The sequence below is a fragment of the Streptomyces sp. NPDC002671 genome (assembly GCF_053592475.1).
In genome coordinates this window covers 1-25,041 of the sequence record NZ_JBSFVU010000021.1, presented here as the reverse complement: position 1 = coordinate 25,041, position 25,041 = coordinate 1, and the positions used below count along the sequence as shown (strand labels likewise).

The following is a 25,041-nucleotide window of genomic DNA, read 5'->3' as shown; positions in this document are numbered from 1 at the left end:
CGTCAGGGTCACTTGACGGCGCCCGCCGTGAGGCCTGCGACGAGGTAGCGCTGGAGGAGCAGGAATCCCGCGACCACGGGCACGCTGACGACCAGCGAGGCGGCCATGATCTGGTTCCAGTACACGTCGTTGAGCGTGGAGTAGCCCTGGAGGCCGACGGCGAGGGTGCGGGTGGTGTCGTTGGTCATGACGGAGGCGAAGAGCACTTCGCCCCAGGCGGTCATGAAGGCGTAGACGGCGACCGCGACGATGCCGGGGATCGCGGCCGGCACGACGATCCTGAGCAGCGCGCCGAGCGGCCCGCAGCCGTCCACCAGCGCCGCCTCGTCCAGGTCGCGCGGCACCGAGTCGAAGTACCCGATCAGCATCCAGATGGAGAACGGCAGGGAGAAGGTGAGGTACGTCAGGATGAGCCCGCCGCGGGAGCCGAACAGGGCGATACCGGTGGCGTTGCCGATGTTGACGTAGAGGAGGAACAGCGGGAGGAGGAAGAGGATGCCGGGGAACATCTGCGTCGACAGCACGGTCACCGTGAACACCCGCTTGCCGCGGAAGTCGTAGCGGCTGACCGCGTAGGCGGCGAACACCGCGATGACGACCGAGCACAGGGTCGCCGAGCCCGCCACGATCAGCGAGTTCACGAAGTACCTGGCGAGCGGGACCGTCGACCAGATGTCGATGTACGGGCGGATGGTCACGGTGCTGGGCAGCCAGCGGAACTTGCCGGTGACGTCGGCGAGGGGCTTCAGCGAGCTGGAGACCATCACGTACACCGGCACCAGCACGAACGCGGTGAGCAGCGTCAGGAAGATCCGCCGCGACCACAGGAACGAACGGGGCGGCGCCATGGGCGAGTTACGCATCAGATGCCCTCCGTCCGCGCGAGGTCAGCAGCAGATATCCGCCGGTCACGAGCAGCAGGAAGAGCAGCAGCAGGACGGACATGGCGGATCCGGTGCCGAAGTTCCAGGTGACGAAGGAGGCTTGGTAGATGTGCACCGAGATCAGGTCGGCGGCCTCGGGAGCGGCCTTGCCGAAGAGCACGTACGGCGTGTTGAAGTCGTTGAACGTCCACAGGAACAGCACCAGTACGAGCACCTGGTTGACCGGACGCAGTGACGGCAGGGTGATGCGGCGGATCTGCTGCCACATGCCGGCTCCGTCCAGGGCTGCTGCCTCGTACAACTCGCCGGGGATGTTCTGGAGTCCGGCCGTCACGATGAGGAAGGCGAACGGCCAGCCCTTCCACACCGACACGGTCAGCAGGGCGTAGAAGCTGTTGTCGCCGATGAGCCAGAACGACGGCTTGCCGGTGAGGTGCAGCTGGTCGTGCAGGACGTGGTTCACCAGGCCGTTGTCGTGCTGGAACATGAACACCCAGGTGATGACGGCCGCGTACACGGGCAGCGCGTACGGCACCAGGAACAGGGCGCGCAGCAGGCCGCGCCCGCGGAAGGTGTCCTGCATGCAGATCGCGGCGGCGGTGCCGATCAGCCAGCACAGGGCGACGGACAGCAGGGTGAAGCCGACGGTGACGAAGAAGGAGTGCAGCAGGGCTTCGCCGACGGGGGCGTCGAAGTCCACCGACACCTTGTAGTTGCCGAGACCGGACCAGGGGGCGGTGCCCCAGTCACGGATGTAGAACTGGGTGAGTTCCTTGAAGCTCATCACGATGCCGATCACCATCGGCACCAGGTGGACGAGGAGTTCGAGGAGCAGGGCGGGCAGGAGCAGCAGGTACGGGAGCGAGACGCGGCGCATCCGCCCGGTGCGGCGGCGGGGTTCGCGCGTCGCACCGGGGGAGGTCGTGCCTGCCGGCTCCTTGAGAGCGGTGGTGGTCATCGCGTTCAGGCCGCCGGCATCTGCTGCTGGGCCTTCTCCAGCTTCGCCTTGACGGAGTCGGCGGTGACCGCGCGTCCGGCGGCGGCGTCGGCGAACAGCTCCTTCACGGCCGTACCGACCGTCGTCTCGAACTGCGACTCGGCGGGCACCTGGGGCAGGGCGGCGGCGCTGGTGGCGAGGGTGCTCTTCAGTACGGCGCTGGCCGGGGAGTTGAACGCCGGATCACCTTGGGCGGCCTTGACCGGCGGGATGGTGGAGTAGGCCTTGTTGAGGACGGTCTGCTCGGCGTCGCCGGTCATGAACTTCACGAACTTCGTCGCGCCGTCGAGGTTGTGGCTGTTCTTGAAGACGGCGATGTTGATGCCGGCGACCATCGAGTTGACCTGGGTGCCGGTGCCGGGGGTGCCGGACTGCACGGGCACGGGGGCGATGCCGTAGGCGTCCTGGTTCATGCCCTGGGACTTGAGGTTGGCGGAGGCGGACTGCCACAGCAGCATGGCCTGCTTGCCCTTGGCGAAGTCGCTGACCGACTGGTTCTGCGCGTACTCGGCGTCACCGGCCGGGATGGCCTTGTCCGTGGCCATCAGGTCGACGTACTGCTTGACCGCGTCGACGACCTTCGGGTTGGTGAAGTCGGGCTTGCCGTCGGCGGTGAAGAAGTCGGCGCCGTGCTGCTTGGCGAAGACGAAGACATGGTGGATGTTCTCCGACACGTTGGCGCCCTCGGCGCCGAGCACCGACGCGCCCTTCGCCCTGATCTTCTTTCCGTCGGCGACCAACTCGTCCCAGGTGGCGGGGGGTTGGCTGATGCCTGCGTCGGCGAAGAGCTTCTTGTTGTAGTAGAGCGCGTACGCCATCGAGTACAGCGGCACCGCCGCCGGGTCCTTGCCCTGAGCGCCCGTCGAGCCGAGCGCGGAGTCCACGAAGCGGTCCTTGCCGCCTATCTTCGCGAAGTTCTTCGCGTCCCACGGCAGCAGCGCGCCGGTCGCCTGCAGGGAGGCGCTCCAGGTGTTGCCGATGTTCAGCACGTCCGGGCCCTGGCCGGAGGTGGTCGCCGTGAGGATCCGGTTGAGCAGGTCGGACCAGGGCACGACCTCCAGCTTCACCTTGATGCCGGTCTGCTTCTCGAACTTGTCGAGTTCGGGCTGCAGGACCTGCTTGTCGACCGCGATGCTGGCGCCCTGGTTGGAGGCCCAGTAAGTCAGCGTTTTCGGCGAGTCGTTGGATCCGCCGCCGCTGGACGAACCTCCTCCGCAGGCCGTGGCCGCGAGGGCGAGAGACATGACGACGGCGCCTGTGGCCGCGGCTCGGATGCTGCGCATGGCTCCTGGTGTCCCTTTCCGGGAGTCGAGAACCCCGGGGGGCTGCTGCGTGGAGACCGGCACCCCGTTCACCACCCGAAGGTTCTCATCACTTAATTTAGGACGTGAGTTAAACCTCAAGAGAATCGCTCGTCAAGGGATCCGGCAGCGGCCGTGGGCCCAGAAGGCCGGAAAACCGCGCGAAACAGGGAGGCCAGATGGCAGAGCTGAGCGGCCGTACGGTACGTGACCTGCGGCGGGAGAGCCGCAGCGCCGTTCTGCAACGGTTGTATTTCGACGGGCCGATGAGCCGTCTCGCCCTCGGCCCGGCCACGGGGCTGAGTTCGGGCTCCGTCAGCACCGTCGTGGCCGAACTGCTCGCCGACGGCCTCGTGGAAGAGGCGGGCGTCGTCGACTCCGAGGTCGGCCGGCCGCGCCGCCTGCTGCGGGTACGGCCCGACGGCGGACGGCTGATCGGCGTGGATGTCGGCGAAACCCGGGTGCGGGTGGCGCTGTTCGACCTGGCGCTTAATGAACTTGCATGTGCGGAACGCCTGTTGGGCCCGGCCGGATACGAGGTCGATGCCGTGGTCGGCCATGTGCGCGATGCGATCGCGGAGGTGCTCCGCACCACCGCGGCATCCGCCGGATCCGCCGCCGGTGATCTGCTCGGTGTCGGTATCGGGGTGCCCGGCATCATCGACGACGCCGGTGCGGACGGCGCCGTCGTCCACGGCCAGACCATCGGCTGGGACGCGGTACCGCTCGAACGCCTGCTGCGCATGACCGGTGAACTCCCGTCGCAGGTCCCGTACTTCATCGACAACGGTGCCAAGACCCTGGGACAGGCGGAGATGTGGTTCGGCGCGGGACGCGGAGCGCGCAACGCCGTCGTGGTGCTCTTCGGCTCCGGCGTCGGCGCCTGCGTGGTCACCGAGGAGGCGGCGCAGGGGCGGGCGGTGGAGTGGGGGCATGTGACGGTGCGGGTCGCGGGACGCCGGTGCCGGTGCGGGGCGTACGGCTGCCTGGAGGCGTACGCGGGCGCGGAAGCGCTCGTGGCACGCTGGCGGGAGGCGGGAGGGAGGCCTGCGGTCGGGGCCGGAGAGGAGGCCGCGCTCGCGGAGCTGCTCACCGCCGCGCGGCCCGGCTCGGGACGGGAACCGGATCCGGTGGCCGCGGCCGTCCTCGCCGAGACCGCCGAATACCTCGGGGCCGGCCTGTCCGACCTGATCAACCTCTTCCAGCCCGAACGCGTCCTGATAGGCGGCTGGGCGGGCCTCCGGCTCGGCGGCGGCTTCCTCGACCGCGTCCGTGAACACGCCCTCGCGCACGCCCTGCGCTACCCCGCCGGCCGGGTGCGCATCGAGCTGGGCAGGCTCGGCCCGGACGCCGTCACCATGGGCGCGGCGGTCCTCCCGCTGGCGGGGTTCTTCGCACGCGGCGCCGCCCGCCCCCGGCCGCGCCCGAACCCGTCCCCCGCGTGGCGGGCGGCACTGGACGGAAGGCTGGCGTGAAGGACAGGTGGAACATTCTCCGCGAACTTTCCCTTTCCCTCTCCGGGCACATCCCAACGAAATGCCGTCGACACGCGTGAACTTACCGGCGATTCCGTTTGCACCCCATTTCGCCGACGCGTCAGGGCAGCACCCGCGCTGACGAGTTGAGCCCTTCCTTTTCGGACATTCATGCATGAGGAATCCACATCTCCGATCCCGTCGCAGCATGTAATACGCCGGGCTGGGCAGGATGCTCCGACTGCCTGCGCTCTCCCGTGAGTTGGCCGAAAAACATCGCACGTTCTCCCTGGTCGGAGCCCACTGGAAGGCACCGTTCAGAAGTCCTCGGAAGTGCGGGGGCGTTGCCGAAGCGAGGAGTACGGTGTGAAAGTTGCCGCTTACCTTCGCTCTCCCGGTCCGGCGGGCCTAATCTGTTCTGCACGCAGCGTGAATGGGCGCGGCAGACGGATGGATTGGACTCGATTGGACACGCAAAAGGGGCGAACGCCGAGGTTCGCCGTGCTGCGCCGGAGTACGACGATCCCGACCGCGGCCCTGATATTGATCGCGGGCACGCTGTTCTCCCGGATCGGTGACTCCCTCGCTTCCCTCGGCCTGGTGCTGGACGCCGCGGACAAGGGCATCGACTTCGGCGTGACCGAGGTGTTCCTGGCGGACCTGGTGCCCACGGTCGTCGCCGCGCCCGTCATCGGCATGGTCGTGGACCGGTTCAGCGCGCGGTCGGTGTGCCTGTGGTCGCTGCTGGCCCAGGCCCTGTGCCTCGGTACGGCCACGGGGCTGCCCGGTTTCCATCTGCGGGTGGCACTGATCGCGCTGTCGGGTCTGGCCGGGGTGGCGTCGGTGGCCGCGGGATTCAAGATGCTGCCCGCCGTCGCCGGTGAGCAGCACACCGGCCGGGCCAACAGCCTGCTCACGGCGGGCCTGTCGGCGGCGGGTCTGATCGGGCCGGCGCTGGCCGGCTTCCTGCACTCCGTGTGGAACACGGCCGTACTGCTCGGCGTCGACGGCGTGTCCTTCCTGGTCCTCGCCTGGTGTACGGCGCTGGCGGTGCCCCGGGCCGTGGACGTCGCGATCGGCCGCAAGCCGGCGTCGAAGCTGTCGGACGGCTACCGGGCGCTCCGCGACGCGCCGGTCGTCGGCCCGCTGATGCCCGCGCTCGCGGCGGCGATGCTGGCCACCAGCATCGAGGTCGTCGCCGGAGTCTTCTATCTGCGGGACGTGGCGAACGGCAACGACACCGTCTTCGGCCTGTTCCTGGCGACCTGGGCGCTGGGCAGCATCCCGGGCGCGCTGCTCGCGGGCCGTGCGGGCTGGGCGAACCGGCACACCGCGCTGATCCTCGGCGGCGTGCTCGGCATCTCGCTGGGCCTGCTGTTCGCCGGGCTGATCCCGGTGGCCTGGGTGCTGTTCCCGCTGTTCCTGCTGGGCGGGTTCGGCAACGGCGCGTGCAATGTGGGCCTGCGCAACGCGGTGCACGCCCATGTGCCGTCCGAGGTGCACGGAAGCGCCTGGGCCTGCTTCCAGGCGCTGTCCCGCTCCTGCATAGGCCTCGGCTATCTGCTCGGCACCCCGAACAGCCTGGTCTCCAGCCGGGGCCAGGTGATCGTCTCCGGGGCGATTCCGCTGGCGTCCGTGATCTGGGCGGCGCTGGTCACTCTGCGCCGCAGGCAGCCCACCCTTGGGGAGGCGTCCGGCTGATCCGGCCGGGGCGGCCAGTGGCGTGGTGTCGAGGCAGCGCACCTCATAGGTCCGCTCGGTGAACTCCACATGGGCCTCGGGGATCCGCCACACGCCGTCGTGTGCGAACAGAGACGCAAAGCGGTCGTAGTCGCGCATCATCACGGCATCAGTGAACTCGGCACGCACTGCCTCGACCTCGATTCGGTCGGCGATGGCCTCAAAGTCGCCCGGCACCCGGCCGACAAGGGTCGCCAGCCGCATCTGCCTGGACCTGCACGACGTCTTCCACTACTCCTTCGCCGAGATCGCCGGCATCACCGGCCGCACCCCTGCTTCAAACAGGCTTGGGAGGCAAGGGACATCGACACCGTCATCGGCCTCAAGTGTCCCCGAATCGGTCAATTGTGGGCTTGGCAACGGCCGTTGAACGGCGAGACACTTCATCTTCCGTCACCTCCGGACAACGAGCGCGAACCCAGCCGAAACGCACGTCACGACTGCTAGACATACCCCCTCAGAGGGATGCGTCAGGCATGTGTGCGACAGGTCAAGGGGTGTGATGTCGGGTTCTCGGTTCGCCCTCGACCGTGCCGGATACGGACTGCTGTCCCACACCCTCACAGAGTGCGCACGGAACGCGGTCACCGGAGCTTTACGGGTCTCCGGACGGCCCGGCGGCTCCTTCCACCTGCGGGACGGACTCGTCGTCGCCGTCGAGAGCCCCGGCGCCCCCGGACCCGAGGCGCTCCTGCTGCGCTCCGGGCGGGTCAGCCCCGAGCAGTGGGACGCACTGCTGCGCGAGCCCGGTGCCGGACGCTGGCCGGAGGCGGGACTCGTCGCCCACGGGTACGCCGGGGCCGCCCAGCTCAGGGTCGTGCGCCTGATGGCTCTGCAGGACGCCGTGTTCGCGGTCGTCGCGGGCCGGGTGGAGGGTGTCGAGCTGCTCGCCGAGCGGACCGGCCCGCCCGCGGCGGTCGCCGGTGAGACGCCCCTGCGGCTGCTCCAGGAGGCGAGGCGCAAGCTCACCGCCCTCGCCGTGCTGCCCTGCCCCGTCCTGCCCGAGCGCGAACGCCCCGTCCCCGCGCCCGGAACCGCCCCGGACGACGAGCGACTGCCGCCCATTCGACGGGAGTTGCTCACCCGCGTCAACGGCCGCCGTACCGCCCGCGACGTCGCCTTCCTCACCGGCCGCGGCGTCTACACCACCACCGTCGAACTCGCCCGCATGCTCGCCGACGGCCTCCTGACCTGCGCGGACGCGACGACGGCCACGTTGACGTTCCCGGTGCGCACCCCGCCGACGGGCGTGCTGCGTCCGGTACGACCGCGCAGGGCCATCGGGCAGGTCGTACGGCTGGGAGAAGACGTACGGCCGGCAGAGAACATGCGGCCGGGAGAAGGCGTGCCGCCGAAGCCGCCTCAACCACCGCCATCGCCAAGCGAGTTGCCCCAGCGTGAGCCCGGGGCCAGTGGCATCACCGAGTCTCTCGCCGGCGCGAAGCGCGAGGCGAGCTGGAAAGGGTTCTTCCGCCTGCGTCACCGGATCTGGTCCCCGGATTCCGGCAACTGACGCACGCGGCGAACCACGAGAACGTCAGGGAGTTCAGCAATGAATCACGAGGCCTTGGCCATGGAGATGCGCGGACTGCGCGAACAGGTCACCGGCATCACCGACACGGCGGTGGCAGCCGCCGACGGACTGCTCATCGCCGCGGACACCGCGGACTCGATCGACCCGGAGGGCCTCGCCGCGATCGCCGCCGCGGGGCTGGGCCTCGCCCGTCGCACGGCCGAGGTGACCAGACGCGGCACGCTGCGCCAGACGGTCGCGTACGGCAGCCACGGCTGCGCCGCCTTCTACGCGGTGGGGGAGACCGCGTTGATGGTGGTCCTGGGCGACGAGGGCATCGACATGAACCGGCTCCACGAGGAGGCACGACCCACCCTCGCCCGTATCGACTCGATCCTGACCGCGCCCGCGACGGCGCCGGCCGCGTCCGCGCCGAAGACCGGGGCGGTGTGAGCCGATGGCGTCCAAACACATGACAGCCGGTTTCTCCGACCAGGTGATGAGCCTGGTCAAGACGCTGCGCTCCGAGGCGCCCGACTGCGTCGCCTCGGGCGTGGTCGACATGGCGACCGGAATGCTGCTGTCGTACGAGACCGTCGACAACCACCCGCCCGAGGTCCTCGACCTGCTCGCGGGCGCCACCCTCGACCTGTTCCAGGGCCGCACGGTCGTGATGATCGAGGACGTGTTCAAGGAGCGCCGGGGCATAGCCAGCGACCAGCACTTCTTCCAGGAGATCCTGGTCAACAGCGACAACCTCACCCATCTGTTCATCCGCATGAACGAGCAGCAGGACGTCGTGGCCGTCATCGTCTGCCGTAAGTCCGTGAACGTGGGCATGCTCTTCGCCCAGGCCAGGCGGGTGGTGCAGAGCCACAGCCTCTGAGTACGCGCCCAGCCGCGGGCCCCTTCCGGTGCGGAAGGGGCCCGCCCCGGGCCGTCCCGGTCAGCCGGATACGGCCTTCGACCAGCCCTGGACGACCGTCTTCCGCGCCTTCTCCAGTTGCGCGTCCGTCGGGAACTGCGGTGTTCCCTCGACCGTCGGCAGTCGTGCGGCAGCGGCCTTGTCGAGGGTGCCGTCCTGTTTCATGGCGTCCATGAGCACCGGGCGGGCGTAGCCGGCCAGCCGGAGGTTCTGGCCCTCCGGGCTGAAGAGGTACTCCTGCCACAGGCGGGCAGCCGCCGGGTGCGGAGCCCTCTTGTTGACGGCCAGCGCGTAGTACTGGGCGAAGCTGCCGTCGAAGGGGATCGCGACCTGCCAGTTCACGCCCTTGTCGCGGAGCAGGCCGGCGTAGTCGAGATTGATGTAGTCCCAGTTGATGCTGATGGGGGTCCGGCCGTCCGCGACCGTCGTCGAGGTGGAATTGAGGGGGTTGAAGTTGCCGGCCTTCTTGAGGGCGGCGAAGTAGTCGAGACCGGGCCGGATGTTCCCGAACGACCCGTTGTTCGCCAGCGCGGCGGCGTAGACGCTGGCGAAGGCGGTGGCCGAGCGGGTCGGGTCGCCCTCGAGCGCGACCTTGCCCTTGTAGGCGGGCTTCAGCAGATCGGCGAAGGTCTCCGGACAGACCTTGACCCGGTTGGCGTCGCAGCCGATGGAGATGTAGCCCCCGTAGTTGTTGTACCAGCGGGCCTTGGTGTCCTTCTGGTTGTGGGGGATCGAGTCGTAGTCGGCGACCTTGTACGGCGCGAGCAGATTCTGCGCCGCCGCGCTGCGCGCGAACGTGTCACCCACGTCGATCACGTCGGGGGCCGTCGACTGGTCCCCTTTCCTCTTGAGGGCGTCGATCTCGTCCTCGCTGTGGCCGTACGGATTGTCGACCGTGACCTTGATCCCGTACTTCTTCTGGAAGCCGTCGATCAGGCCGCCGTAGTCGGCCCAGTCGCGCGGCACCGCGATCGCTCGCAGCGCGCCCTCCTGCTTCGCCGCGGCGATCAGTGCGCGCATGCCGCCCACGTTCTCGGCGGAGGTGGCCACCGACGGCTTCTGGAGCCGGGCGGTCGGCGGGTTCCCGCAGGCGCTCAGGCCCAGTGCCGCAAGAGTGAAGCAGCCGAGGACGGCCGCTGCTCTGGCACGGGGTGTGGTCACGGCTGCTCCAGGGAGTTCGACCGGCCGTCGGCAGCGCCACCGGGTCCGGGGTGGCGGGCCTTGCGCTGTGTCTCCTGGCTTCCTCGGGGCCACTGCGCCGGCGTAGTGGTCATCGAGGCCAGGGTACCCGGCCGCCTCGACGGCGGAATGTCGCCGGGAAAGCCCGCGCCCAGCGCCTGTCCCCCGGCGGAAGGCGGACTCCGTACGCACGCAGCACATACGCACACGGCACAGAGGAAGAGGACGTACTCGCTCTCCTCACAGTGTCGTGTCGTCCCATTCGCCGAGCAGGATCTCGCCGAGTCCTTCCATCTCCGGCGTGGCGCCGTCGCGGAGGGACTGTTCGGCCCAGATGACCTTGCCGGTGGACGTGTAGCGGGTCCCCCAGCGTTCGGAGAGCCGGGCGACGAGGAAGAGTCCGCGCCCGCCTTCGTCGGTGACCTTCGCCCGGCGCAGCCGGGGCGAGGTGCTGCTGCCGTCGGAGACCTCGAAGATGAGGGTGCCCGGGTCGGGGCCGCCGGCCGGCCCCGTGCGGAGCAGCCGGAGGGCGATGGGCTCGGTGCCGTAGCGGATGGCGTTGGTGATCAGTTCGCTCACGATGAGTTCGGCGTTGAAGGCGATGTTCTCCAGGCCCCACTCCGTCAGCCGGAGGGTGCAGGCAGTGCGTACCGGGGCCACCGCCGCCGGGTCGCGGGGCACCTCCCACTCGGCGGCCTGCTCTGGTCCGAGCCGGCGCGTGCGGGCCACCAGCAGCGCGATGTCGTCCCTGGGCCGTTCGGACAGCATGGCTTCCGTCACCGCCGCGCAGGTGGCCTCCGGCGTGCGGTCGGGCCCGGTCAGAGCCTCGCGCAGGGCCTCCAGACCGACGTCCAGGTCGCGGGTGCGGTCCTCGATCAGTCCGTCGGTGTAGAGCACCAGCCGGGAGCCCTCGGGCACGGTGAGCTCGACGGTCTCGACCGGCAGGCCGGCACCGAGCCCCAGGGGCGGGGAGACGGGCACCTGGGGGAAGTCGACGCTTCCGTCGGGCCGGACCATCGCCGGTCCCGGATGGCCGGCGGTGGCGAGGGCCAGTTGCCCGGAGGTGGGGTCGTAGACGGCGTACAGGCAGGTCGCCCCGGTGATCATCCCCTGCCCGTCCTCCGCGGCGGCGGCCTCCTCGGCGTCGATCTGGGCCACCAGCTCGTCCAGCCGGCCCAGCAGCTCCTCCACGGGCATGTCCAGGGTGGCGAAGTTGTGAACGGCGGTGCGCAGCCGGCCCATGGTCGCCGCGGCGTGCAGACCATGGCCGACGACATCGCCGACGACCAGCGCGACCCGGGTGCCGGACAGCGGGATGACGTCGAACCAGTCCCCGCCGACCCCGGCCTGGGCCGGCAGGTAGCGATAGGCCACGTCGAGGGCGCACTGCTTGGGCAGCGCGCGGGGCAGCAGGCTGTGCTGGAGGGTGACGGCCATGGTGTGCTCGCGGGTGTAGCGGCGGGCGTTGTCGATGCACACCGCCGCCCGGGCGGCCAGCTCCTCGGCGAAGGACACGTCGTCGTCCTCGAAAGGCGGGGAGCCCTCGGCGCGCCAGAAGGCCACCGCTCCCAGCACCACGCCGCGGGCTCGCAGCGGGACCACGAGCAGAGAGCAGATGCCGTGGTCGAGGATCCGCCGGGCGCGTTCGGGGTGCTGGGCCAGCCAGCCGTCGGAGGCGCTCAGGTCCCCGACCAGGACCGGGCGGCCGTCGGCCATGGCCCTGGAGACGGGGTGGTCCGGGACGAACTGGATCAGCTTGCCGGCGGGGTGGAGGAGATGGTCCGCGTCCAGACCGGCGACGGCGCTGCGGCGCAGCTCGTTGATGCGGGCGTTCGCACCGGCGGACTCCTCGCCGCGCAGGACCGGGTCCAGCAGTTCGACGGTGACGATGTCGGCGAACCGGGGCACCGAGACCTCGGCCAGTTCCTCGGCCGTGCGCTTCACGTCGAGCGTGGTGCCGATCCGCAGCCCGGCGTCGTACAGCGAATTCAGCCGTTCGCGCGCCACCTCCGCCCGGCCGGTGAGAGCCTGCAGCTCGGTGGTGTCGCGGAGCGTGACCACGCTGCCGGCCGGTCCGTGGGGTGCGGTGAGCCGCTTGTTGACCGCGAGCAGCCGGTCGCCCGCCAGATGCACCTCGTCGGTGGCGGGTCGGTCGGAGGCCAGCAGCCCGGCGAGGTCCTCGGGCAGCCGCAGATCGGTGACGTGCCGCCGCTCCGCGTCGGCCGGCAGGTCCAGCAGCCGCCGTGCCTCGTCGTTGGCCAGCAGCAGATGGCCGTCACCGCCGACGATCAGCACCCCTTCCCGTACGGAGTGCAGGACCGCGTCGTGGTGCTCGTACATCCGGGTCATCTCGCTCGGCCCCAGGCCATGGGTCTGCCGGCGCAACCGGCGGCTCACCAGGGCCGACCCGCCCCCGGCGACGGCGAGGGCCGCGGCGGCGCCGCCGACGAGGACCGGCAGCTGCCGGTGCACCCTGTGCTGCACGTTCTCGACCGTGACGGGCACGGCGACGATGGCGATGACCGAGCCGTCGGGATCTCTGACGGGGACCGCCGAGACCACGGAGAGCCCCAGGGCCCCCTGGAAGGTGCTCGTGAACGGCTTGCCGGTCGCCGCCTGCGCGTACGGCCCGATGACGTGCTTCCCGAGCTGGCGCGGGTCGCTGTGGGTGAGGGTGATCCCGTTCAGCTTGTACACGATGATGGCGTCGACGCCCGCGGCCTTCCGGGCCGCCTCGGCGTGCGGCTGCAGCACCGCGCTCGGGTTCGCACTGTGCAGCGTCGCCACGACCCCCGGGGCGTTGGCGAACGCCTGCGCCGTGGTGAGCGTCCGGGTCCGGGCGTCCGCCATGATGTCGCGTCGGCCCTGCACCACGAGTGCCAGCAAGGTGGCGGCGACGAGCAGCGCCACGACCGCCAGCTGCAGCAGGAAGACCTGGCCGGCGAGGCTGCGCACACTCAGCAGCGAGCGCGGCGACCGCCACGCCCGTCGCCTACGACGCGGCCTGGACGCATCAGCCCCACCGCGCCCGGATCGTCCCGAAACATCACCCATATCACCTTTCTATCGTTTCTTGGCGTCTATCGTTTCCGGACGGCCGGACCGGCCATGCAGGGGCGGCAGGTGTGCCCGCCGTACCGCGGAGCGTTGGGCAAGCGGGCCAAGCCCTCCGTCACACACCACACCTGAGGGGTCGCGGTACGTGATGGACAACCATCGAGGGCAGGGTGGGCGGCACCCTGGAGGAGGAGGTGTGACGGCGGGAGTGGAGGCGTCATGCGAACCAGCGACGAGATCTATCACCGGGTCCGCTGGGACCAGCGGTTCGACCCGGCCCGGTTCGTGCTGGGGATCAGGCAGCGCGGGGGTGCCTTCAAACGCATCCCGCTGTCTTCCTTCGTGCCCGGGGGCGACATCCCGTGGCACCGGGTGGTGTTCATCGAGGCGGACGGCGAGGTGGTCTGGGACCGGGCCACGGGTGTGGACCGCATCGACGCGTCGGGCGCCGGCCGGGTGCGGGATCCACAAGCGGACCTGAGCTTCGACACGAACTGGGGCAGGGGCGAGCCCGTCGGCGTTCTCGATGTGTCCCCGACAGCCCGCACGGCGCTGGCCTGGATCCCGCCTGCGGAGCTGTGGCCGCCGATCCAGGACATCCGCCGGGATTACGATCCGCAGATCCACCGCTGGCCGCCGCACGTCAATGTGCTGTTCGGCTTCGTACCGGAGTCCGGCTTCGAGCGGGCCGCCCCGCTGCTCGCCGCGGCGACGGCCGAGGCGCCGGTCTTCACCGCCCGACTGGACGGGGTGTGCACCTTCCGGCACAAGGCGTACTTCACCGTGTGGCTCGACCCGACGGCGGCCGGCAAGGCGCCGTGGACGGACCTGCACCGCGTACTGCAGCAGCGGTTCCCGCGCTGCCGTGGGCCCGCCAAGGACTTCACCCCGCATCTGTCCCTGGGCCGGACCCAGGATCCGCGGGGAGTCAGCACCGACTGCGCCACCCGGCTCGACGCCATGACGGCGACAGTCTGGGAACTCGTCCTGCTCTCACGCAGGGGCGACGGGCCGATGCGGCCACGGGCCACGATCGCCCTGCGCACGGGCGAGATCCACTGGCTGCCCGCACCCGGCCTCGAAGCGCCGGACCCGCAGGACACGGCATGGCTCTCCGAGATCACCGGCAGGTGAGGCCATAGCCAGGCGGGGCAAGCGCCGCCAGGGATTCAGGTCGCATGGGCGGAGTGTTCGAGCCTCCGCTGACGAGCATGCCGTGCTCGCGGATCCACCCCACCAGCCCGCGCTCGCCGAGCAGTCGGCCCTATGACTGAGCCGCCGTAGTCGCTGTCAGGCACGCACGCACGGGCTCCCAGCCGGTGTGCCGTGCACCGCGCGCATATTCGAGCGCTTGGGCGGTGGCGGGACGCCGAGCACGCTGCCAACGGCGCCTTCCATGACGAGAACGGCGGCGTGCACACCGTTCACGAAGGCGGTGCCGCTGCCCTCGGCGACGCTCTCGCCACGCGTGGAATTCACCACAATTTGTCCACTTCAGGACGGATGCATGCATAAATGTGGTTCTGCAGAGCTGGTTGCACTCCTCCGGTAACCAGCTCCAGGGATTCAACGACCAGTGGTATGGGAGAAGCGTTTGATCACGGTACGTAAGCGACGCATCGGGCTGATGGCTCCGGCCGGCGTACTCGGCGGTGTACTCGCACTCACGGCCCTCGGCGGCACCAGCAACGCTGCCACCAGCGGCAACGACACCGGGAATCACCCGAAATCGCAGGCGCAGGCAGATCAGGCGGGCGCCCAGGATGCTTCCGACGCCCGAATAAAGATCACGTCCGGGCAGGGTGCCTACAACGTCGGGATCAACGACCCCATCAAGGTCACCGTCAGCAACGGCAAGCTCACCAAGGTGACCATGACCGCCGTCGCGACCGGTGCCGAGATTCCGGGCACCCTGTCCGCGGACGGCACGTCCTGGAAGCCGAACGGCCAGCTGGAGCGGGCCACCAAGTATCAGGTCGCCGCAGAGGCCGAGGACGCCAAGGGCCGCTCCGCCACCGGGAACGCCACGATCACCACGGTCTCCCCGGCCAACGACTTCATCGGGCACCTCTCCCCCGAGAGCGGCTCGACCGTCGGCGTGGGCATGCCGGTGACGGTCAACTTCGGCAGGGCGATCAGCGACAAGGCCGCCGTGGAGTCGAAGATCCAGGTGAGCTCCAGCAGCGGCCAGCGGGTCGTCGGTCACTGGCTCAACGACCACCGCCTGGACTTCCGTCCCCAGAACTACTGGCAGCCCGGCTCCACCGTCACCGTCAACCTCACCCTCCACGGCATCCAGAAGACGGCCACGTTCAAGATCGGCCGGAGCCAGATCAGCACGGTCGACGCCAAGACGAAGCAGATGACCGTCGTACGGGACGGCAAGACGATCAGGACCATCCCGATCTCGTCCGGCAGCCCCGAGCACCCGACGTACAACGGTCAGATGGTCATCTCCGAGAAGTTCCGGCACATCCACATGAACGGTGCGACCGTCGGCCTCATGGAGAAGGACGGCAAGCCCTCGTACGACATCAAGGCCGTACCGCACGCCATGCGCCTGACCGACTCCGGCACGTTCATCCACGGCAACTACTGGGGTGCCGACTCGGTCTTCGGCAAGGTCAACACCAGCCACGGCTGCGTGGGTCTGAAGGACGTCAGGGGCGGCGGCGACGGCACGCAGCCCGCCGCGTGGTTCTTCGACCACTCGATGATCGGTGACGTCGTGATCATCAAGAACTCCGCGGACAAGACCATGTTGGCCCCGGACAACGGCCTCAGCGACTGGAACATGCCGTGGAGCGAGTGGGTCGCGGGGAGCGCGACCAGCTGACGCCACGTCACTCCGTACGCATCTGAACCTGAATCCCTCCCGCCAGGCGGCGGCCGACACCATGCCGGCCGCCGCCTGCGGCGTCGGGGCGCTCGAACAGCCCTCGCCCTTCCGTGAATGCCGACACGCCCAGGAGCACCACCACGCCGTCGATGAACAGGGATGCCAGGCCCAGGGCCTCCGGCCGGTTGCCCATGTCGTCTGTCGCCCCAGGCGGCCCGATGGACCGGCTGACCACGCAGCCGAGCCCGCCCACGCCGTACACCTCGGCGAACTGGTGGACGCGCCGGCCTGGTGGCGCTCCAGCGGCACTTCGGCTGCTGACCTGCCAGCGCGGCGAATGCGCGGGGCTCAGCGCCGCCCCTCCCAGAGCGCCCGCTCCACCGGGCGCGGGTCGGCCTCCGGGACCGGCTCGGTGCCGAACATCATGGTGGTGCGGGTGGCCGTGTCGTACGCGGGCCAGCCGGGGTCGCCCGTCCTGGCGAAGGAGACCCACGCCCCGTGCATCGCGTCGGCGAGGGCCTGGGGCGGCTGGGAGGGGCCGAGCAGCGCGGCATAGCGCGGGTCGTGCAGGCGGTCGAAGACAAAGGGCAGGTCCAGGGCGTGGCAGGCGCCGAGCTGGCCGCCGTACTGCGGGGAGCGCCAGCCGAACTCGTAGAGGTACGAGCCGGGGACGGCCTCGGCGAGACGGATCGCGGGAACGCGGAAGAACCAGTCGGTGGCCAGCGCCTCCAGGAGTTCGCCCGGGGTGGCGGTGGGGCGGGTGGCACGGTAGACCGGGAGGGCCTGGTCCGGGTCGAGGCCGTAGGCGGCTGCCAAGGCGTGCAGACGGTCTTCGGAGATGGCGTCCATGCGCTTGGTGGGGACCAGGAAGAAGCGGTACTCCTCGCGGGTGCTGCCGATCAGCAGCTCCACGCCGAGGTCGGGGCCGGGCAGGGACAGACCGGGCTTCACCGGTTCGAAGGGCATGATGTTGAGCACCGCCTCGCCCCATACCGCCGGGTCCGGACGGGTGTTCAGCTCGGTGCGGAGTTCGCCCTGGGCGGGGATGAGTTCGGCGAGCGGGACCTCGGCGAAGGCATCCGGGGTCGGCTCGATACCGAGCTTGGCCGCCAGACGGGCCGCGATCCTGGTCGCCGTGGCGGGGGGCAGGAAGTGGTGGCAGGCGCCGCTCTGCAGGATCGCCCGGCGGAACAGTCCGCGCGCCTCGTCCAGCAGGAGCAGCTGGCCGATGCTCATCGCGCCGGCCGACTCGCCGAAGACCGTCACCTGGTCGGGGTCACCGCCGAAGGCGGCGATGTTCTCGCGCACCCAGCGCAGGGCGGCCACCTGGTCCAGCAGACCGCGGTTGTCGGGGGCACCGGGCAGGTGCAGGAAGCCGTCCGTCCCCAGACGGTAGTCGAAGGTGACGCAGACGACCCCGTCGCAGGCGAAGGCGCCGCCGTCGTACGCCGCGGTCGAGCCGGAGCCGTTCTGGAACGCCCCACCGTGCACCCACACCATCACGGGCAGCCCGGCCCCCGGCTCCGGGGCGGGCGTCCAGATGTTGAGGTTCAGGCAGTCCTCACCGGGCCGGACGTCCTCCGGGACCAGGGCGTCGAAGGGCGGCGGGTACGGGGCCCGCGGCGGCGTCGGCCCGTACGACAGGGCGTCACGCACGCCCGTCCACGGCTCGGGCGGGGCCGGCGGGCGGAACCGCAGCTCGCCGAACGGCGGGGCGGCGTAGGGTATGCCCAGGAAGGACGCCACCCCGTCCGCGGAGAGGCTGCCGCGGCTGGCGCCCTGCCGAGTGATGCACACCGTCATACCAGGGCCTCCAGCAGTGCCGAGCCGAACTCCTTGGGACGTTCCAGGTGCACCGCGTGTCCGGCGCCGGGTATGCAGACCTCCCGCACCGCGCCGCCCGACGCCGCATAGCGCCCCAGGACATGGCGGGTCTGCGCCACCATCGGCTGGGCGGGGGTGCCGTCCCAGCCCGGCACCGCGCCGATCGCGCCCAGATGCGCCAGGTCGAACATCGAGGTGTCCGACACGATGACATCATCTTCGCCGCGGATCCAGAGCACCGGCGGCTTGGGGTCGATCAGATGCAGGTCGTCGACCCGGAAGTGGAGCGGGGAGAGGGAGTTGAGCACGCCCCGGGCGCCGGGGGCCATGCCCGGCCAGGCCGTGGTGGCCTTGGTGTCGCCCGGATAGTGGTCCGCTCCGGTGCGGGTGGTGAGCATGGCCTCCACATACTCGTCCTCGCGGTCGGGGCGCAGCGGCGGCTTGACGTAGCAGCTCGCCAGTACCGCGCGAGGGGACAGCGGGGAGTCCTCGCCGCGGTCGCCCTCGGCGAGGCGGGCGACGAACTCCGGGTTGGCGGTGCCGCCGCCGGAGCCGGCCCCGTCCGCGGAGTTGAGGGTTCCGTCCGCCCCGCGGGTGCCGCCGAAGCCGTAGGGGGAGACCGGGTTGACCAGGGTCAGCGAGCGCACCGCGGACGGGTGTTCGCGCAGGTACTGCATGACCACTCCGCCGCCCATGGACCAGCCCACCAGATGCGCCCGCGCTACCCCGAGGGCGGCCAGCAGCGCGGCGAGGTCGTCCACATGGTCGCGCAGCCCGCGGGTGGCGTCGATGGGCAGCGGGTCGGTGCCGCCGAAGCCGCGCAGATCCGGCGCGACGGGCCGGTAGCGCTCCGGGAGCAGGGGCAGGGTGGTGCGCCAGAAGGCGGCCGAGGACACATTGCCGTGGACGAAGACGACCGGCTCGCCCTCCTCCCGTACCTCGGTGATCTGCATGGTCAGCCGGTCTGTGGGCACCCGGCGGGTACGGACTGGATTGGCGTTCATGTGTGGTCCCTTTATGCGAGCCAGTCGGCGATCTGTACGGCGGCCGAGCTGTTCCAGCCCAGCTCCAGGTGGTTGGCGCCGGAGATGGTGGCCTTGCCGCCGACCGTCGCGATGCCGGTGGTGTCGAGCGCGCTGGAGATGAAGACCACCCCGTCGCTGGGCCCGCGGTTCTCGTTGAAGATCCCCAGCACGTCCGGGGAGCCGCCGGCCAGCAGATAGGTGGTGACGGAGGCGGGTACCCCGGCGTCGTGCAGCGGTTTGATCAGCGACCCGGCGTCGATGGCGGCCTGGATGCCGCTGCCCGCGGTGTAGAAGCCCTGGCCGCCGTAGTAGGTCGTGTACCAGTCCTGCGCGGCGCCGTCGACTCCGTACACCCCGTCCCAGCGGGCCAGCATCTGCCGCTGCCCGGGGTAGTTGTCGTAGCCGCCGGAGGGTGTCATGGAGAACTCGGGGTGTGCGGTGTACAGGCCGTAGCAGGTCATTTGGGAGTGCGGGGAAGGGGCGTTGACCTTGCCGCCGCACTCCGGCCAGATAGAGAAGTCATGCGCCCAGCCGTGCGCGTACGGATAGTCGTAGCCGCCGTTGGGGCCGCCCACGGTGATCAGCCGGCGTACGTCCCCGGGGTATGCCCGCCCCCAACTCGGCTTGACCGAGGAGACATACGCCCGGGTCGACATCTCGCCCTTGCTCCAGCCCACCAGGTCGACCTTGCTGACGCCCAGCTTCGCCTTGATCACCGCGATCGCGTCGCCGACGATCTGCGCCTGCATCAGGTTGTCGCCCTGCTTGTGCGCGAAGCCGACGGCGAAGACGCGGTGCCCGCGCTCGGACAGGTACTGCATCAGCCCGGTGGACGGACAGGACGCGGCGCCGCACCCGTAGCCGCCCGCCTCGCCCGGGTTGGCCCAGGCGCGGTCCGCGGTGTCATTCGCACCGTGCACCAGCAGCACCGGTGTGGTGCTGCTGCCGGTGTCCCAGCCGGGCGCCGAGTAGAGCAGGAACCGGCCGGAGTACGGGCGCGAGACCCCGCCGAAGTAGGTGACCCGCTTCCCGTCCTGGTCGCCCCTGCCGTCCTGCGGAAAGCCCTCGGCGCGGAACCCGCTGGTGGTGTCGAGGTAACGCTCCACCCGCTCCCAGCCGTTGCTGACGGTGCCGGCGCCATAGCTCGCCTCCAGGGTGAGGTACGAGGGCAGCCCGGCGGCTGCCGCCCTCCCACCGGCGGCCGGCAGCCCGACCGCCACCGAGACCAGCAACGCGAGCAGCAGCCGCCGCCACCACCCCCGGCGGTTTCCTCCGTACCGCATCTCCTGGACCTCCTTAGGCCGCAAACCGTGAGACTTCGTTGTCTACTCGGCGCACACGCTAGGCAAGGGTCGCCCGGAAGGGGCATGTGTGCGGGCCCCACAAGAGGGATAGACGGTATGGGGTCTTCGGCCACTGACGCCCGCCGACGGGGCCTGCGGGGGGGGCCGCCACGCCCTTCTCCCGCCGCACCACCTGGTTCCGTCTCACGTCTACGCGGAGGCCGGCCGGACGGTGAGGCCGGAGCTCCTGAAGGTCGCCCACATCCGTGGCGCGTGGGGACCATATCCACGGCGCCTGGGGGCCAGACCCACGGCGCCTGCGAGTCACTTAGTTTCAGGCGATACCGTATCGAATGACGTAGTCTGGCCTCATGGCCGCTGACGTTTCTCACCGAACCCCCGCCTCGCATGCGACCGATCGCCCCGGCGATACGTCGCCCTTCGCTCTCGGTCTGCTGCTGCGCCGGGCGCACTGGCGTGCGGCCGCGGTCATGGGGGAGGCGCTTCGGCCGCTCGGCATCGAGTTGCGGCATTTCGCGGTGCTGATCGAGCTGGTCAATCACGGACCCACGGTGCAGCGGGATCTGGCGGCGGCGACGGGGTCGGACAAGGCCGGAATCATGCGGGTCGTGGACGACCTGGAACGGAAGGGGCTGGCCGTACGCAAGGCCGTTCCGGGGGACCGGCGGGTGCGGGCAGTGGAGATCACCCCTCAGGGGCGGGAGCTCTTCGACACAGTCCATGTGGCGGCGGAGCCGCTGGCCGAGCGTCTGGTTGCCGAACTGGGGCCCGGCGAGCCCGAGAAGCTGACGGATCTGCTGACCCGGCTTGCCCATCCGGCAGACGACGAGGCGTGACGGCGCGGGCACACCGGTCGTCGGCCGCCCGCCCGCGCCCTCGGTCTCTGCCGCGCCCTCGGTTCCGCCCACGCCCTTGGTCTCGGCCACACCCTTGCTCTCGGGTGCGCCCATGCTTGGCCTCATACGGCATGCGGCGTCCGCGGCCCGGCGCTACGCGGCCAGGCGCTCCGCGAGTTCCTTGGCCTTGCTGGTCGCGTCCTCGAAGGCGCGCTTGCGTGAAGCCTCATAGAGGGGGATCAGGTCCGACATGGCCGCGTTGCGCGGGGCCATGGTGAGTTCCGGGACGATGAAGTCGAGGGCCAGGCCGAGGGTGCCCTTGAGGACGGCCTCCAGGTAGTTCTGTACGAACTCGAAGCCCTCGCGCGGGGTGCCCGGCGCATAGGAGCCGCCGCGGCTGGCGACGACGATGACCGGGGTGCCTTGGGCGGAGGGGGTCTCGCCGGCGGTGCGGCCGAGCAGGAGCACGTTGTCCAGCCACGCCTTGAGGGTCGACGGGATCGAGAAGTTGTACATGGGGGCGCCGATCAGGACGGCATCCGCCCGCTCCAACTCCTCCATGAGCTCCACGCGCGCGGCGAACGCGGCGGACTGCTCCGGGGTGCGCTCGGACGGGGCGGCGTAACCGGCAGACCAGGCGTCGGCGGTGATGTGCGGGACAGGGTCCGTGGCGAGGTCGCGGTAGATCACCGTGCCCTCCGGGTGCTGCTCCTGCCATGCCTTGCGGAAGGCGGCCGTGACCGAACGGGACGAGGACGCCTCGCCGTGGAACACGGACGAGTCGATGTGCAGCAGCGTGGTCATGGGCTTTCTCCAAGGTGCAGTGCCCGAGGCGGGGAACCAAGGGGCGGGGATTCGTGGAGCGAGTTAGTTTCACTCGATACGGTATTGAGTGATACCATAGCGAGTGCGACGAAGATAGGTCCATTGGCCCGAGAGGGAGGCGGACGATCATGGACGTCTATGAGGCGGTCACGAGCCGACGGGCGGTGCGCGCGTTCACCGACCGGCCCGTCCCGAAGCAGACGCTGGAACGGGTGCTGTCCGCCGCAGGCTGGGCGCCGTCCGCATCGAACATCCAGCCGTGGCACGCCTACGTGCTGACCGGCGCCCCGCTGGCCGAACTCAAGAAACGCGCCGGCGAGCGCCTGGCCTCGGGCGACCCCTGGGACGAGCCGGAGTACCGGCAGTACCCGCCCGACCTGAAGTCCCCGTACCGCGAGCGCCGGTCCGCCTTCGGTGAGCAGCGCTACGGTGCACTCGGCATCCCGCGTGAGGACCTGGAGGCGCGCCAGCGGGCCGCAGCGGCGAACTGGGACTGTTTCGGTGCGCCCGCCGCCCTGTTCTGCTACCTCGACAAGGACATGGGTTCGCCCCAATGGGCCGACGTCGGCATGTATCTGCAGACCGTCATGCTGCTGCTCCGTACCGAAGGGCTGCACAGCTGCACGCAGATGGCCTGGGCGAAGTTCCACAGGACCGTCGCGGAGGTCCTGTCACCCCCGGACGGACTCATCCTCTTCTGCGGCATGTCGATCGGGTTCGAAGACGTCACGGCGGGTGACGCCCGCATGGGCAGGGCGCCGCTCGACGAGACGGTCACGTTCGTCGACGGACTCTGACGCCACCCTTCCTTGGCCGACCGGCGAACTTGGTCGATCAGCGAACTCGGTCGATCAGCGAGCCGTTTCATGCCCCGCCCACATAGCGTTGCATATGCCATATTGCGCAGTAATCCCGATGAAAGGCACGTCATGAAGATCGCAGTCATCGGCGGTACCGGACTGATCGGTTCGCGGGTCGTCAAGAACCTGAACGCCGCCGGACACGAGGCCGTACCGCACTCGAAGTCCACCGGAGTCGACATCATCAGCGGTCAGGGACTGGACGAGGCGGTGGCGGGAGCCGACGTCGTCGTCAACCTGACGAACTCCCCGACCTTCGACGAAGCCTCCCTGGCCTTCTTCCAGACCTCGATGGACAACCTCCTGGCCGCGGCCCACAAGGGCGGCGTCGGCCACTTCGTCATCCTCTCGATCGTCGGCGTGGACCAGGTGCCGGAGCTGGACTACTACCGCGCCAAGGCGCTCCAGGAGAAGATCCTCGCGGCCGGGCCGATCCCCTACTCGATCGTCCGGGCCACGCAGTTCATGGACTTCATGGACGCAGTCCTGTCCTGGACCGCCGACGCCGACACCGTCCGGCTGCCCGCCACACCTATCCAGCCCATCGCTTCCAAGGACGTGGCCGAGGCGGTGGCGGAGGTCGCCGCCGGGGCTCCGCTGAACGGCATCCGCAACATCGCAGGACCCGAGGTCTTCCCCCTGGACGAGCTGGGCCGGATCACCCTGTCCCGCAAGGGCGACAGCCGTACCGTCGTCACCGACCCCACCGCCGGCATGTTCGCCGTCGTCAAGGGCGACGTCCTCACCGACAAGAACGCCCGCCTCGCCCCCACCCGCTACACCGACTGGCTCTCCTGACATCCCCGCCTCCTGCGTGTCCATGGAGCAGTTGAGAGCGGTAGATGATCGAGGGACGTAGATGATCGTGGATGTCTATGAGGCGGTCACGAGCCGACGGGCGGTGCGCGGGTTCACCGACCGGCCCGTCCCGCGACGGGTGCTGGAGCGGGTGCTGTCGGCTGCGGCCTGGGCGCCGTCCGGATCGAACCTCCAGCCGTGGCGCTCCTACGTGGTGACCGGTGGGCCGCTGGCCGAGCTCAAGAAGCGCGCCGGCGAGCGGGTGGCCGCATGCGACCCCTGGGACGAGCGGGAGTACGAGATGTACCCGCCCGCACTGAAGTCTCCGTACCACGAGCGCCGATCTGCCTTCGGCCATGAGCGCTACAGCGCACTCGGTATCGAGCGCGAGGACTGGGAGGCGCGCCAGCGGGCCGCTGCGGCGAACTGGGACTGTTTCGGTGCGCCCGCCGCCCTGTTCTGCTACATCGACCGCGACATGGGCCGGCCTCAGTGGTCCGACGTCGGCATGTATCTGCAGACGGTCATGCTGCTGCTGCGCGCCGAAGGGCTGCACAGTTGCCCGCAGATGGCGTGGTCGGTGTACCGCAGGACTGTCGCGGAGATCCTGTCGCCCCCGGACGAGCTCATCCTCTTCTGCGGCATGTCGATCGGCTTCGAGGACCGCACGGTGGGCTACGTCCGTACGGGCCGGGCGCCGCTCGACGAGACCGTCACGTTCGTCGGGGGATAGATACGGGTAGATCAGCGACTGCGTGACGATCACGGCCGGCCGGGCGGCCGGGCGGCCGGGACGGAAGAGCTTCGCCGCGGATGTCCCACCTGCTCGGGGCAGGCCGGCTGACTAGGCCGTGTTCTAGACCCTGCCGGCCTTCATGTCTGGCGGCCCGGGAAATCTCGGGCGGCCATCCAGATGGTGAGGTCGCGGGCAATCCGGCTGATGTCGGTGTCGGTGGTGACCTCGTGCTCATGGCGTGTGGTGTCGCGGCGGACGATCTCGTAGCCGCCTTCATCCTGGACGGCGACGGAGGTGAACCAGGCCGGGCCGTCATCGTCGGGTTGGATGACGACGAAGGTGTTGTCCGTGTCGTTGAGGTCGCCGATCAGCATGAACAGGGCGTCCTCGGAGGGGGCATCGATGTGGTCGCCGTTCTCACTGTCGGCGCAGTAGTACCGAGCCCCCATCGGATCTGTCTCCCCTCGACCTGCCGACTGGTCGCCGACGGCCAGCATGGCATGCAGCTGTGACACCAGGGCCGGATCACAGCCAAACGCTGATGGCGGCGATGTGCAGGGTGGCTTCGAAGCGAACGGCGAGCTTGTCGAAGCGGGTGGCCACCGCACGGTTGCGTTTGAGCCGATTGATACCGCACTCGACCGCGTGGCGGGCCTTGTAGTCCCCACGGTCGAAGGCGGGAGGGCGCCCGCCGGTACTGCCGCGGCGCTTGCGGTGGCTGGCCTGGTCGGCTGGCTCCGGGATGGTGCTGCGGATCCCGCGCCTGCGTAAGTAGGCGCGGTTGGCGCGGGAGGAATACGCCTAATAGGCGTGTGAGTTGGCCGCGCTGCCGGCTGCCTGGCGGGTGCGGGCGCGGGTGCTCAAGACGTCCCGCACATCCTCACCTGCTGTGGACGCTGACGGCATAGCCACCGCCGTCGTAA

Annotated in this window: 22 protein-coding genes and 2 pseudogenes; 11 read left to right on the top strand and 13 right to left on the bottom strand. The window is 69.9% G+C overall.

Going from position 1 to position 25,041, the window contains the following annotated elements:
• Nucleotides 1-8 precede the first annotated feature (8 nt).
• Genes ACWD35_RS29145 through ACWD35_RS29135 form a run of 3 tightly spaced genes read right to left on the bottom strand, consistent with a single transcriptional unit; the run spans nucleotide 9 to nucleotide 3,164 of the window.
• The gene (locus ACWD35_RS29145) at nucleotides 9-848 is read right to left on the bottom strand and encodes a carbohydrate ABC transporter permease (protein ID WP_451354423.1); all 840 of its coding nucleotides are present in this window, start codon (nucleotides 846-848) and stop codon (nucleotides 9-11) included.
• A gap of 7 nt (nucleotides 849-855) precedes the next feature.
• Nucleotides 856-1,842, bottom strand: a complete 987-nt coding sequence (locus ACWD35_RS29140) for a carbohydrate ABC transporter permease (RefSeq protein WP_451354292.1) — start codon at nucleotides 1,840-1,842, stop codon at nucleotides 856-858.
• A 5-nt stretch (nucleotides 1,843-1,847) separates the two neighbouring features.
• A complete protein-coding gene (locus ACWD35_RS29135; protein ID WP_451354291.1) occupies nucleotides 1,848-3,164 on the bottom strand; it encodes an ABC transporter substrate-binding protein in 1,317 nt (438 codons plus the stop codon).
• 197 nt (nucleotides 3,165-3,361) lie between these two features.
• On the opposite strand from ACWD35_RS29135, the gene ACWD35_RS29130 reads away from it, so the two are divergent.
• From ACWD35_RS29130 to ACWD35_RS29110, 5 genes are all read left to right on the top strand, one after another.
• Nucleotides 3,362-4,657, top strand: coding sequence for an ROK family protein (locus ACWD35_RS29130; RefSeq protein WP_451354290.1), 1,296 nt, complete (start codon nucleotides 3,362-3,364; stop codon nucleotides 4,655-4,657).
• A 501-nt stretch (nucleotides 4,658-5,158) separates the two neighbouring features.
• Complete coding sequence (locus tag ACWD35_RS29125; RefSeq protein WP_451354289.1) at nucleotides 5,159-6,358, top strand: MFS transporter; 1,200 nt, start codon at nucleotides 5,159-5,161, stop codon at nucleotides 6,356-6,358.
• Between the two features lie 541 nt (nucleotides 6,359-6,899).
• Nucleotides 6,900-7,910: a MarR family transcriptional regulator gene (locus tag ACWD35_RS29120; protein ID WP_451354288.1), complete on the top strand. Its 1,011-nt coding sequence runs from the start codon at nucleotides 6,900-6,902 to the stop codon at nucleotides 7,908-7,910.
• Between the two features lie 39 nt (nucleotides 7,911-7,949).
• Complete coding sequence (locus ACWD35_RS29115; protein ID WP_451354287.1) at nucleotides 7,950-8,363, top strand: roadblock/LC7 domain-containing protein; 414 nt, start codon at nucleotides 7,950-7,952, stop codon at nucleotides 8,361-8,363.
• A gap of 4 nt (nucleotides 8,364-8,367) precedes the next feature.
• Nucleotides 8,368-8,796 carry a hypothetical protein gene (locus ACWD35_RS29110; protein WP_451354286.1) on the top strand — a complete coding sequence of 143 codons (429 nt, stop codon included), beginning with the start codon at nucleotides 8,368-8,370 and terminating at the stop codon, nucleotides 8,794-8,796.
• Nucleotides 8,797-8,856: 60 nt separating this feature from the next.
• Here ACWD35_RS29110 and ACWD35_RS29105 read toward each other — a convergent pair whose 3' ends face one another.
• Both ACWD35_RS29105 and ACWD35_RS29100 read right to left on the bottom strand, forming a co-directional pair.
• Nucleotides 8,857-9,996 (bottom strand): ABC transporter substrate-binding protein, encoded by a 1,140-nt coding sequence (locus tag ACWD35_RS29105; RefSeq protein WP_451354285.1) that lies wholly within the window; start codon nucleotides 9,994-9,996, stop codon nucleotides 8,857-8,859.
• Nucleotides 9,997-10,254: 258 nt separating this feature from the next.
• The gene (locus tag ACWD35_RS29100) at nucleotides 10,255-13,068 is read right to left on the bottom strand and encodes a SpoIIE family protein phosphatase (protein WP_451354284.1); all 2,814 of its coding nucleotides are present in this window, start codon (nucleotides 13,066-13,068) and stop codon (nucleotides 10,255-10,257) included.
• Nucleotides 13,069-13,290: 222 nt separating this feature from the next.
• Between ACWD35_RS29100 and ACWD35_RS29095 the strand changes: the two are divergent.
• A pseudogene (locus tag ACWD35_RS29095) lies at nucleotides 13,291-14,133 on the top strand (RNA repair domain-containing protein); the annotation flags it as partial.
• A gap of 228 nt (nucleotides 14,134-14,361) precedes the next feature.
• On the opposite strand, the gene ACWD35_RS29090 reads toward ACWD35_RS29095, so the two are convergent.
• Nucleotides 14,362-14,550 (bottom strand): hypothetical protein, encoded by a 189-nt coding sequence (locus tag ACWD35_RS29090; RefSeq protein ID WP_451354283.1) that lies wholly within the window; start codon nucleotides 14,548-14,550, stop codon nucleotides 14,362-14,364.
• Between the two features lie 148 nt (nucleotides 14,551-14,698).
• Between ACWD35_RS29090 and ACWD35_RS29085 the strand changes: the two genes are divergently transcribed.
• Nucleotides 14,699-15,907: an Ig-like domain-containing protein gene (locus ACWD35_RS29085; protein ID WP_451354422.1), complete on the top strand. Its 1,209-nt coding sequence runs from the start codon at nucleotides 14,699-14,701 to the stop codon at nucleotides 15,905-15,907.
• 7 nt (nucleotides 15,908-15,914) lie between these two features.
• On the opposite strand, the gene ACWD35_RS29080 is transcribed toward ACWD35_RS29085, so the two are convergent.
• The 4 genes from ACWD35_RS29080 to ACWD35_RS29065 all read right to left on the bottom strand — a co-directional run bounded on the left by ACWD35_RS29080 (nucleotide 15,915) and on the right by ACWD35_RS29065 (nucleotide 20,042).
• A complete protein-coding gene (locus ACWD35_RS29080; protein WP_451354282.1) occupies nucleotides 15,915-16,163 on the bottom strand; it encodes a hypothetical protein in 249 nt (82 codons plus the stop codon).
• A gap of 95 nt (nucleotides 16,164-16,258) precedes the next feature.
• A complete protein-coding gene (locus tag ACWD35_RS29075; protein ID WP_451354281.1) occupies nucleotides 16,259-17,713 on the bottom strand; it encodes a carboxylesterase/lipase family protein in 1,455 nt (484 codons plus the stop codon).
• Nucleotides 17,710-18,738: an alpha/beta fold hydrolase gene (locus ACWD35_RS29070; RefSeq protein ID WP_451354280.1), complete on the bottom strand. Its 1,029-nt coding sequence runs from the start codon at nucleotides 18,736-18,738 to the stop codon at nucleotides 17,710-17,712. The genes ACWD35_RS29075 and ACWD35_RS29070 overlap by 4 nt, the downstream gene beginning before the upstream one ends.
• A gap of 11 nt (nucleotides 18,739-18,749) precedes the next feature.
• The gene (locus ACWD35_RS29065; protein ID WP_451354279.1) at nucleotides 18,750-20,042 is read right to left on the bottom strand and encodes an esterase/lipase family protein; all 1,293 of its coding nucleotides are present in this window, start codon (nucleotides 20,040-20,042) and stop codon (nucleotides 18,750-18,752) included.
• 371 nt (nucleotides 20,043-20,413) lie between these two features.
• On the opposite strand from ACWD35_RS29065, the gene ACWD35_RS29060 reads away from it, so the two are divergent.
• Entirely contained in the window at nucleotides 20,414-20,899 is a 486-nt protein-coding gene (locus ACWD35_RS29060) for a MarR family winged helix-turn-helix transcriptional regulator (RefSeq protein WP_451354278.1), read from the top strand.
• A 153-nt stretch (nucleotides 20,900-21,052) separates the two neighbouring features.
• Here ACWD35_RS29060 and ACWD35_RS29055 read toward each other — a convergent pair whose 3' ends face one another.
• Nucleotides 21,053-21,703 carry an FMN-dependent NADH-azoreductase gene (locus ACWD35_RS29055; RefSeq protein WP_451354277.1) on the bottom strand — a complete coding sequence of 217 codons (651 nt, stop codon included), beginning with the start codon at nucleotides 21,701-21,703 and terminating at the stop codon, nucleotides 21,053-21,055.
• Between the two features lie 149 nt (nucleotides 21,704-21,852).
• On the opposite strand from ACWD35_RS29055, the gene ACWD35_RS29050 reads away from it, so the two are divergent.
• From ACWD35_RS29050 to ACWD35_RS29040, 3 genes are all read left to right on the top strand, one after another.
• Nucleotides 21,853-22,521, top strand: a complete 669-nt coding sequence (locus ACWD35_RS29050; protein ID WP_451354276.1) for a nitroreductase — start codon at nucleotides 21,853-21,855, stop codon at nucleotides 22,519-22,521.
• A gap of 132 nt (nucleotides 22,522-22,653) precedes the next feature.
• Nucleotides 22,654-23,382, top strand: a complete 729-nt coding sequence (locus ACWD35_RS29045; protein ID WP_451354275.1) for an SDR family oxidoreductase — start codon at nucleotides 22,654-22,656, stop codon at nucleotides 23,380-23,382.
• A gap of 67 nt (nucleotides 23,383-23,449) precedes the next feature.
• Entirely contained in the window at nucleotides 23,450-24,115 is a 666-nt protein-coding gene (locus ACWD35_RS29040) for a nitroreductase (protein ID WP_451354421.1), read from the top strand.
• A gap of 140 nt (nucleotides 24,116-24,255) precedes the next feature.
• Here ACWD35_RS29040 and ACWD35_RS29035 read toward each other — a convergent pair whose 3' ends face one another.
• Together ACWD35_RS29035 and ACWD35_RS29030 are read right to left on the bottom strand one after the other, a co-directional pair.
• On the bottom strand, nucleotides 24,256-24,567 hold the full coding sequence (locus ACWD35_RS29035; protein WP_451354274.1) for a hypothetical protein: 312 nt from the start codon (nucleotides 24,565-24,567) through the stop codon (nucleotides 24,256-24,258).
• Nucleotides 24,568-24,643: 76 nt separating this feature from the next.
• Nucleotides 24,644-24,919: pseudogene (locus ACWD35_RS29030) on the bottom strand (transposase); the annotation flags it as partial.
• Nucleotides 24,920-25,041: the final 122 nt, after the last annotated feature.

Coding starts and splice junctions, on each gene's coding strand:
- ACWD35_RS29075 (WP_451354281.1), bottom strand. CDS start 17,713: ATGACGGTGTGCATCACTCGGCAGGGCGCCAGCCGCGGCAGCCTCTCC.
- ACWD35_RS29130 (WP_451354290.1), top strand. CDS start 3,362: ATGGCAGAGCTGAGCGGCCGTACGGTACGTGACCTGCGGCGGGAGAGC.
- ACWD35_RS29035 (WP_451354274.1), bottom strand. CDS start 24,567: ATGGGGGCTCGGTACTACTGCGCCGACAGTGAGAACGGCGACCACATC.
- ACWD35_RS29145 (WP_451354423.1), bottom strand. CDS start 848: ATGGCGCCGCCCCGTTCGTTCCTGTGGTCGCGGCGGATCTTCCTGACG.
- ACWD35_RS29060 (WP_451354278.1), top strand. CDS start 20,414: ATGGCCGCTGACGTTTCTCACCGAACCCCCGCCTCGCATGCGACCGAT.
- ACWD35_RS29070 (WP_451354280.1), bottom strand. CDS start 18,738: ATGAACGCCAATCCAGTCCGTACCCGCCGGGTGCCCACAGACCGGCTG.
- ACWD35_RS29055 (WP_451354277.1), bottom strand. CDS start 21,703: ATGACCACGCTGCTGCACATCGACTCGTCCGTGTTCCACGGCGAGGCG.
- ACWD35_RS29085 (WP_451354422.1), top strand. CDS start 14,699: ATGGCTCCGGCCGGCGTACTCGGCGGTGTACTCGCACTCACGGCCCTC.
- ACWD35_RS29140 (WP_451354292.1), bottom strand. CDS start 1,842: ATGACCACCACCGCTCTCAAGGAGCCGGCAGGCACGACCTCCCCCGGT.
- ACWD35_RS29050 (WP_451354276.1), top strand. CDS start 21,853: ATGGACGTCTATGAGGCGGTCACGAGCCGACGGGCGGTGCGCGCGTTC.
- ACWD35_RS29045 (WP_451354275.1), top strand. CDS start 22,654: ATGAAGATCGCAGTCATCGGCGGTACCGGACTGATCGGTTCGCGGGTC.
- ACWD35_RS29120 (WP_451354288.1), top strand. CDS start 6,900: ATGTCGGGTTCTCGGTTCGCCCTCGACCGTGCCGGATACGGACTGCTG.
- ACWD35_RS29100 (WP_451354284.1), bottom strand. CDS start 13,068: ATGGGTGATGTTTCGGGACGATCCGGGCGCGGTGGGGCTGATGCGTCC.
- ACWD35_RS29110 (WP_451354286.1), top strand. CDS start 8,368: ATGGCGTCCAAACACATGACAGCCGGTTTCTCCGACCAGGTGATGAGC.
- ACWD35_RS29135 (WP_451354291.1), bottom strand. CDS start 3,164: ATGCGCAGCATCCGAGCCGCGGCCACAGGCGCCGTCGTCATGTCTCTC.
- ACWD35_RS29115 (WP_451354287.1), top strand. CDS start 7,950: ATGAATCACGAGGCCTTGGCCATGGAGATGCGCGGACTGCGCGAACAG.
- ACWD35_RS29065 (WP_451354279.1), bottom strand. CDS start 20,042: ATGCGGTACGGAGGAAACCGCCGGGGGTGGTGGCGGCGGCTGCTGCTC.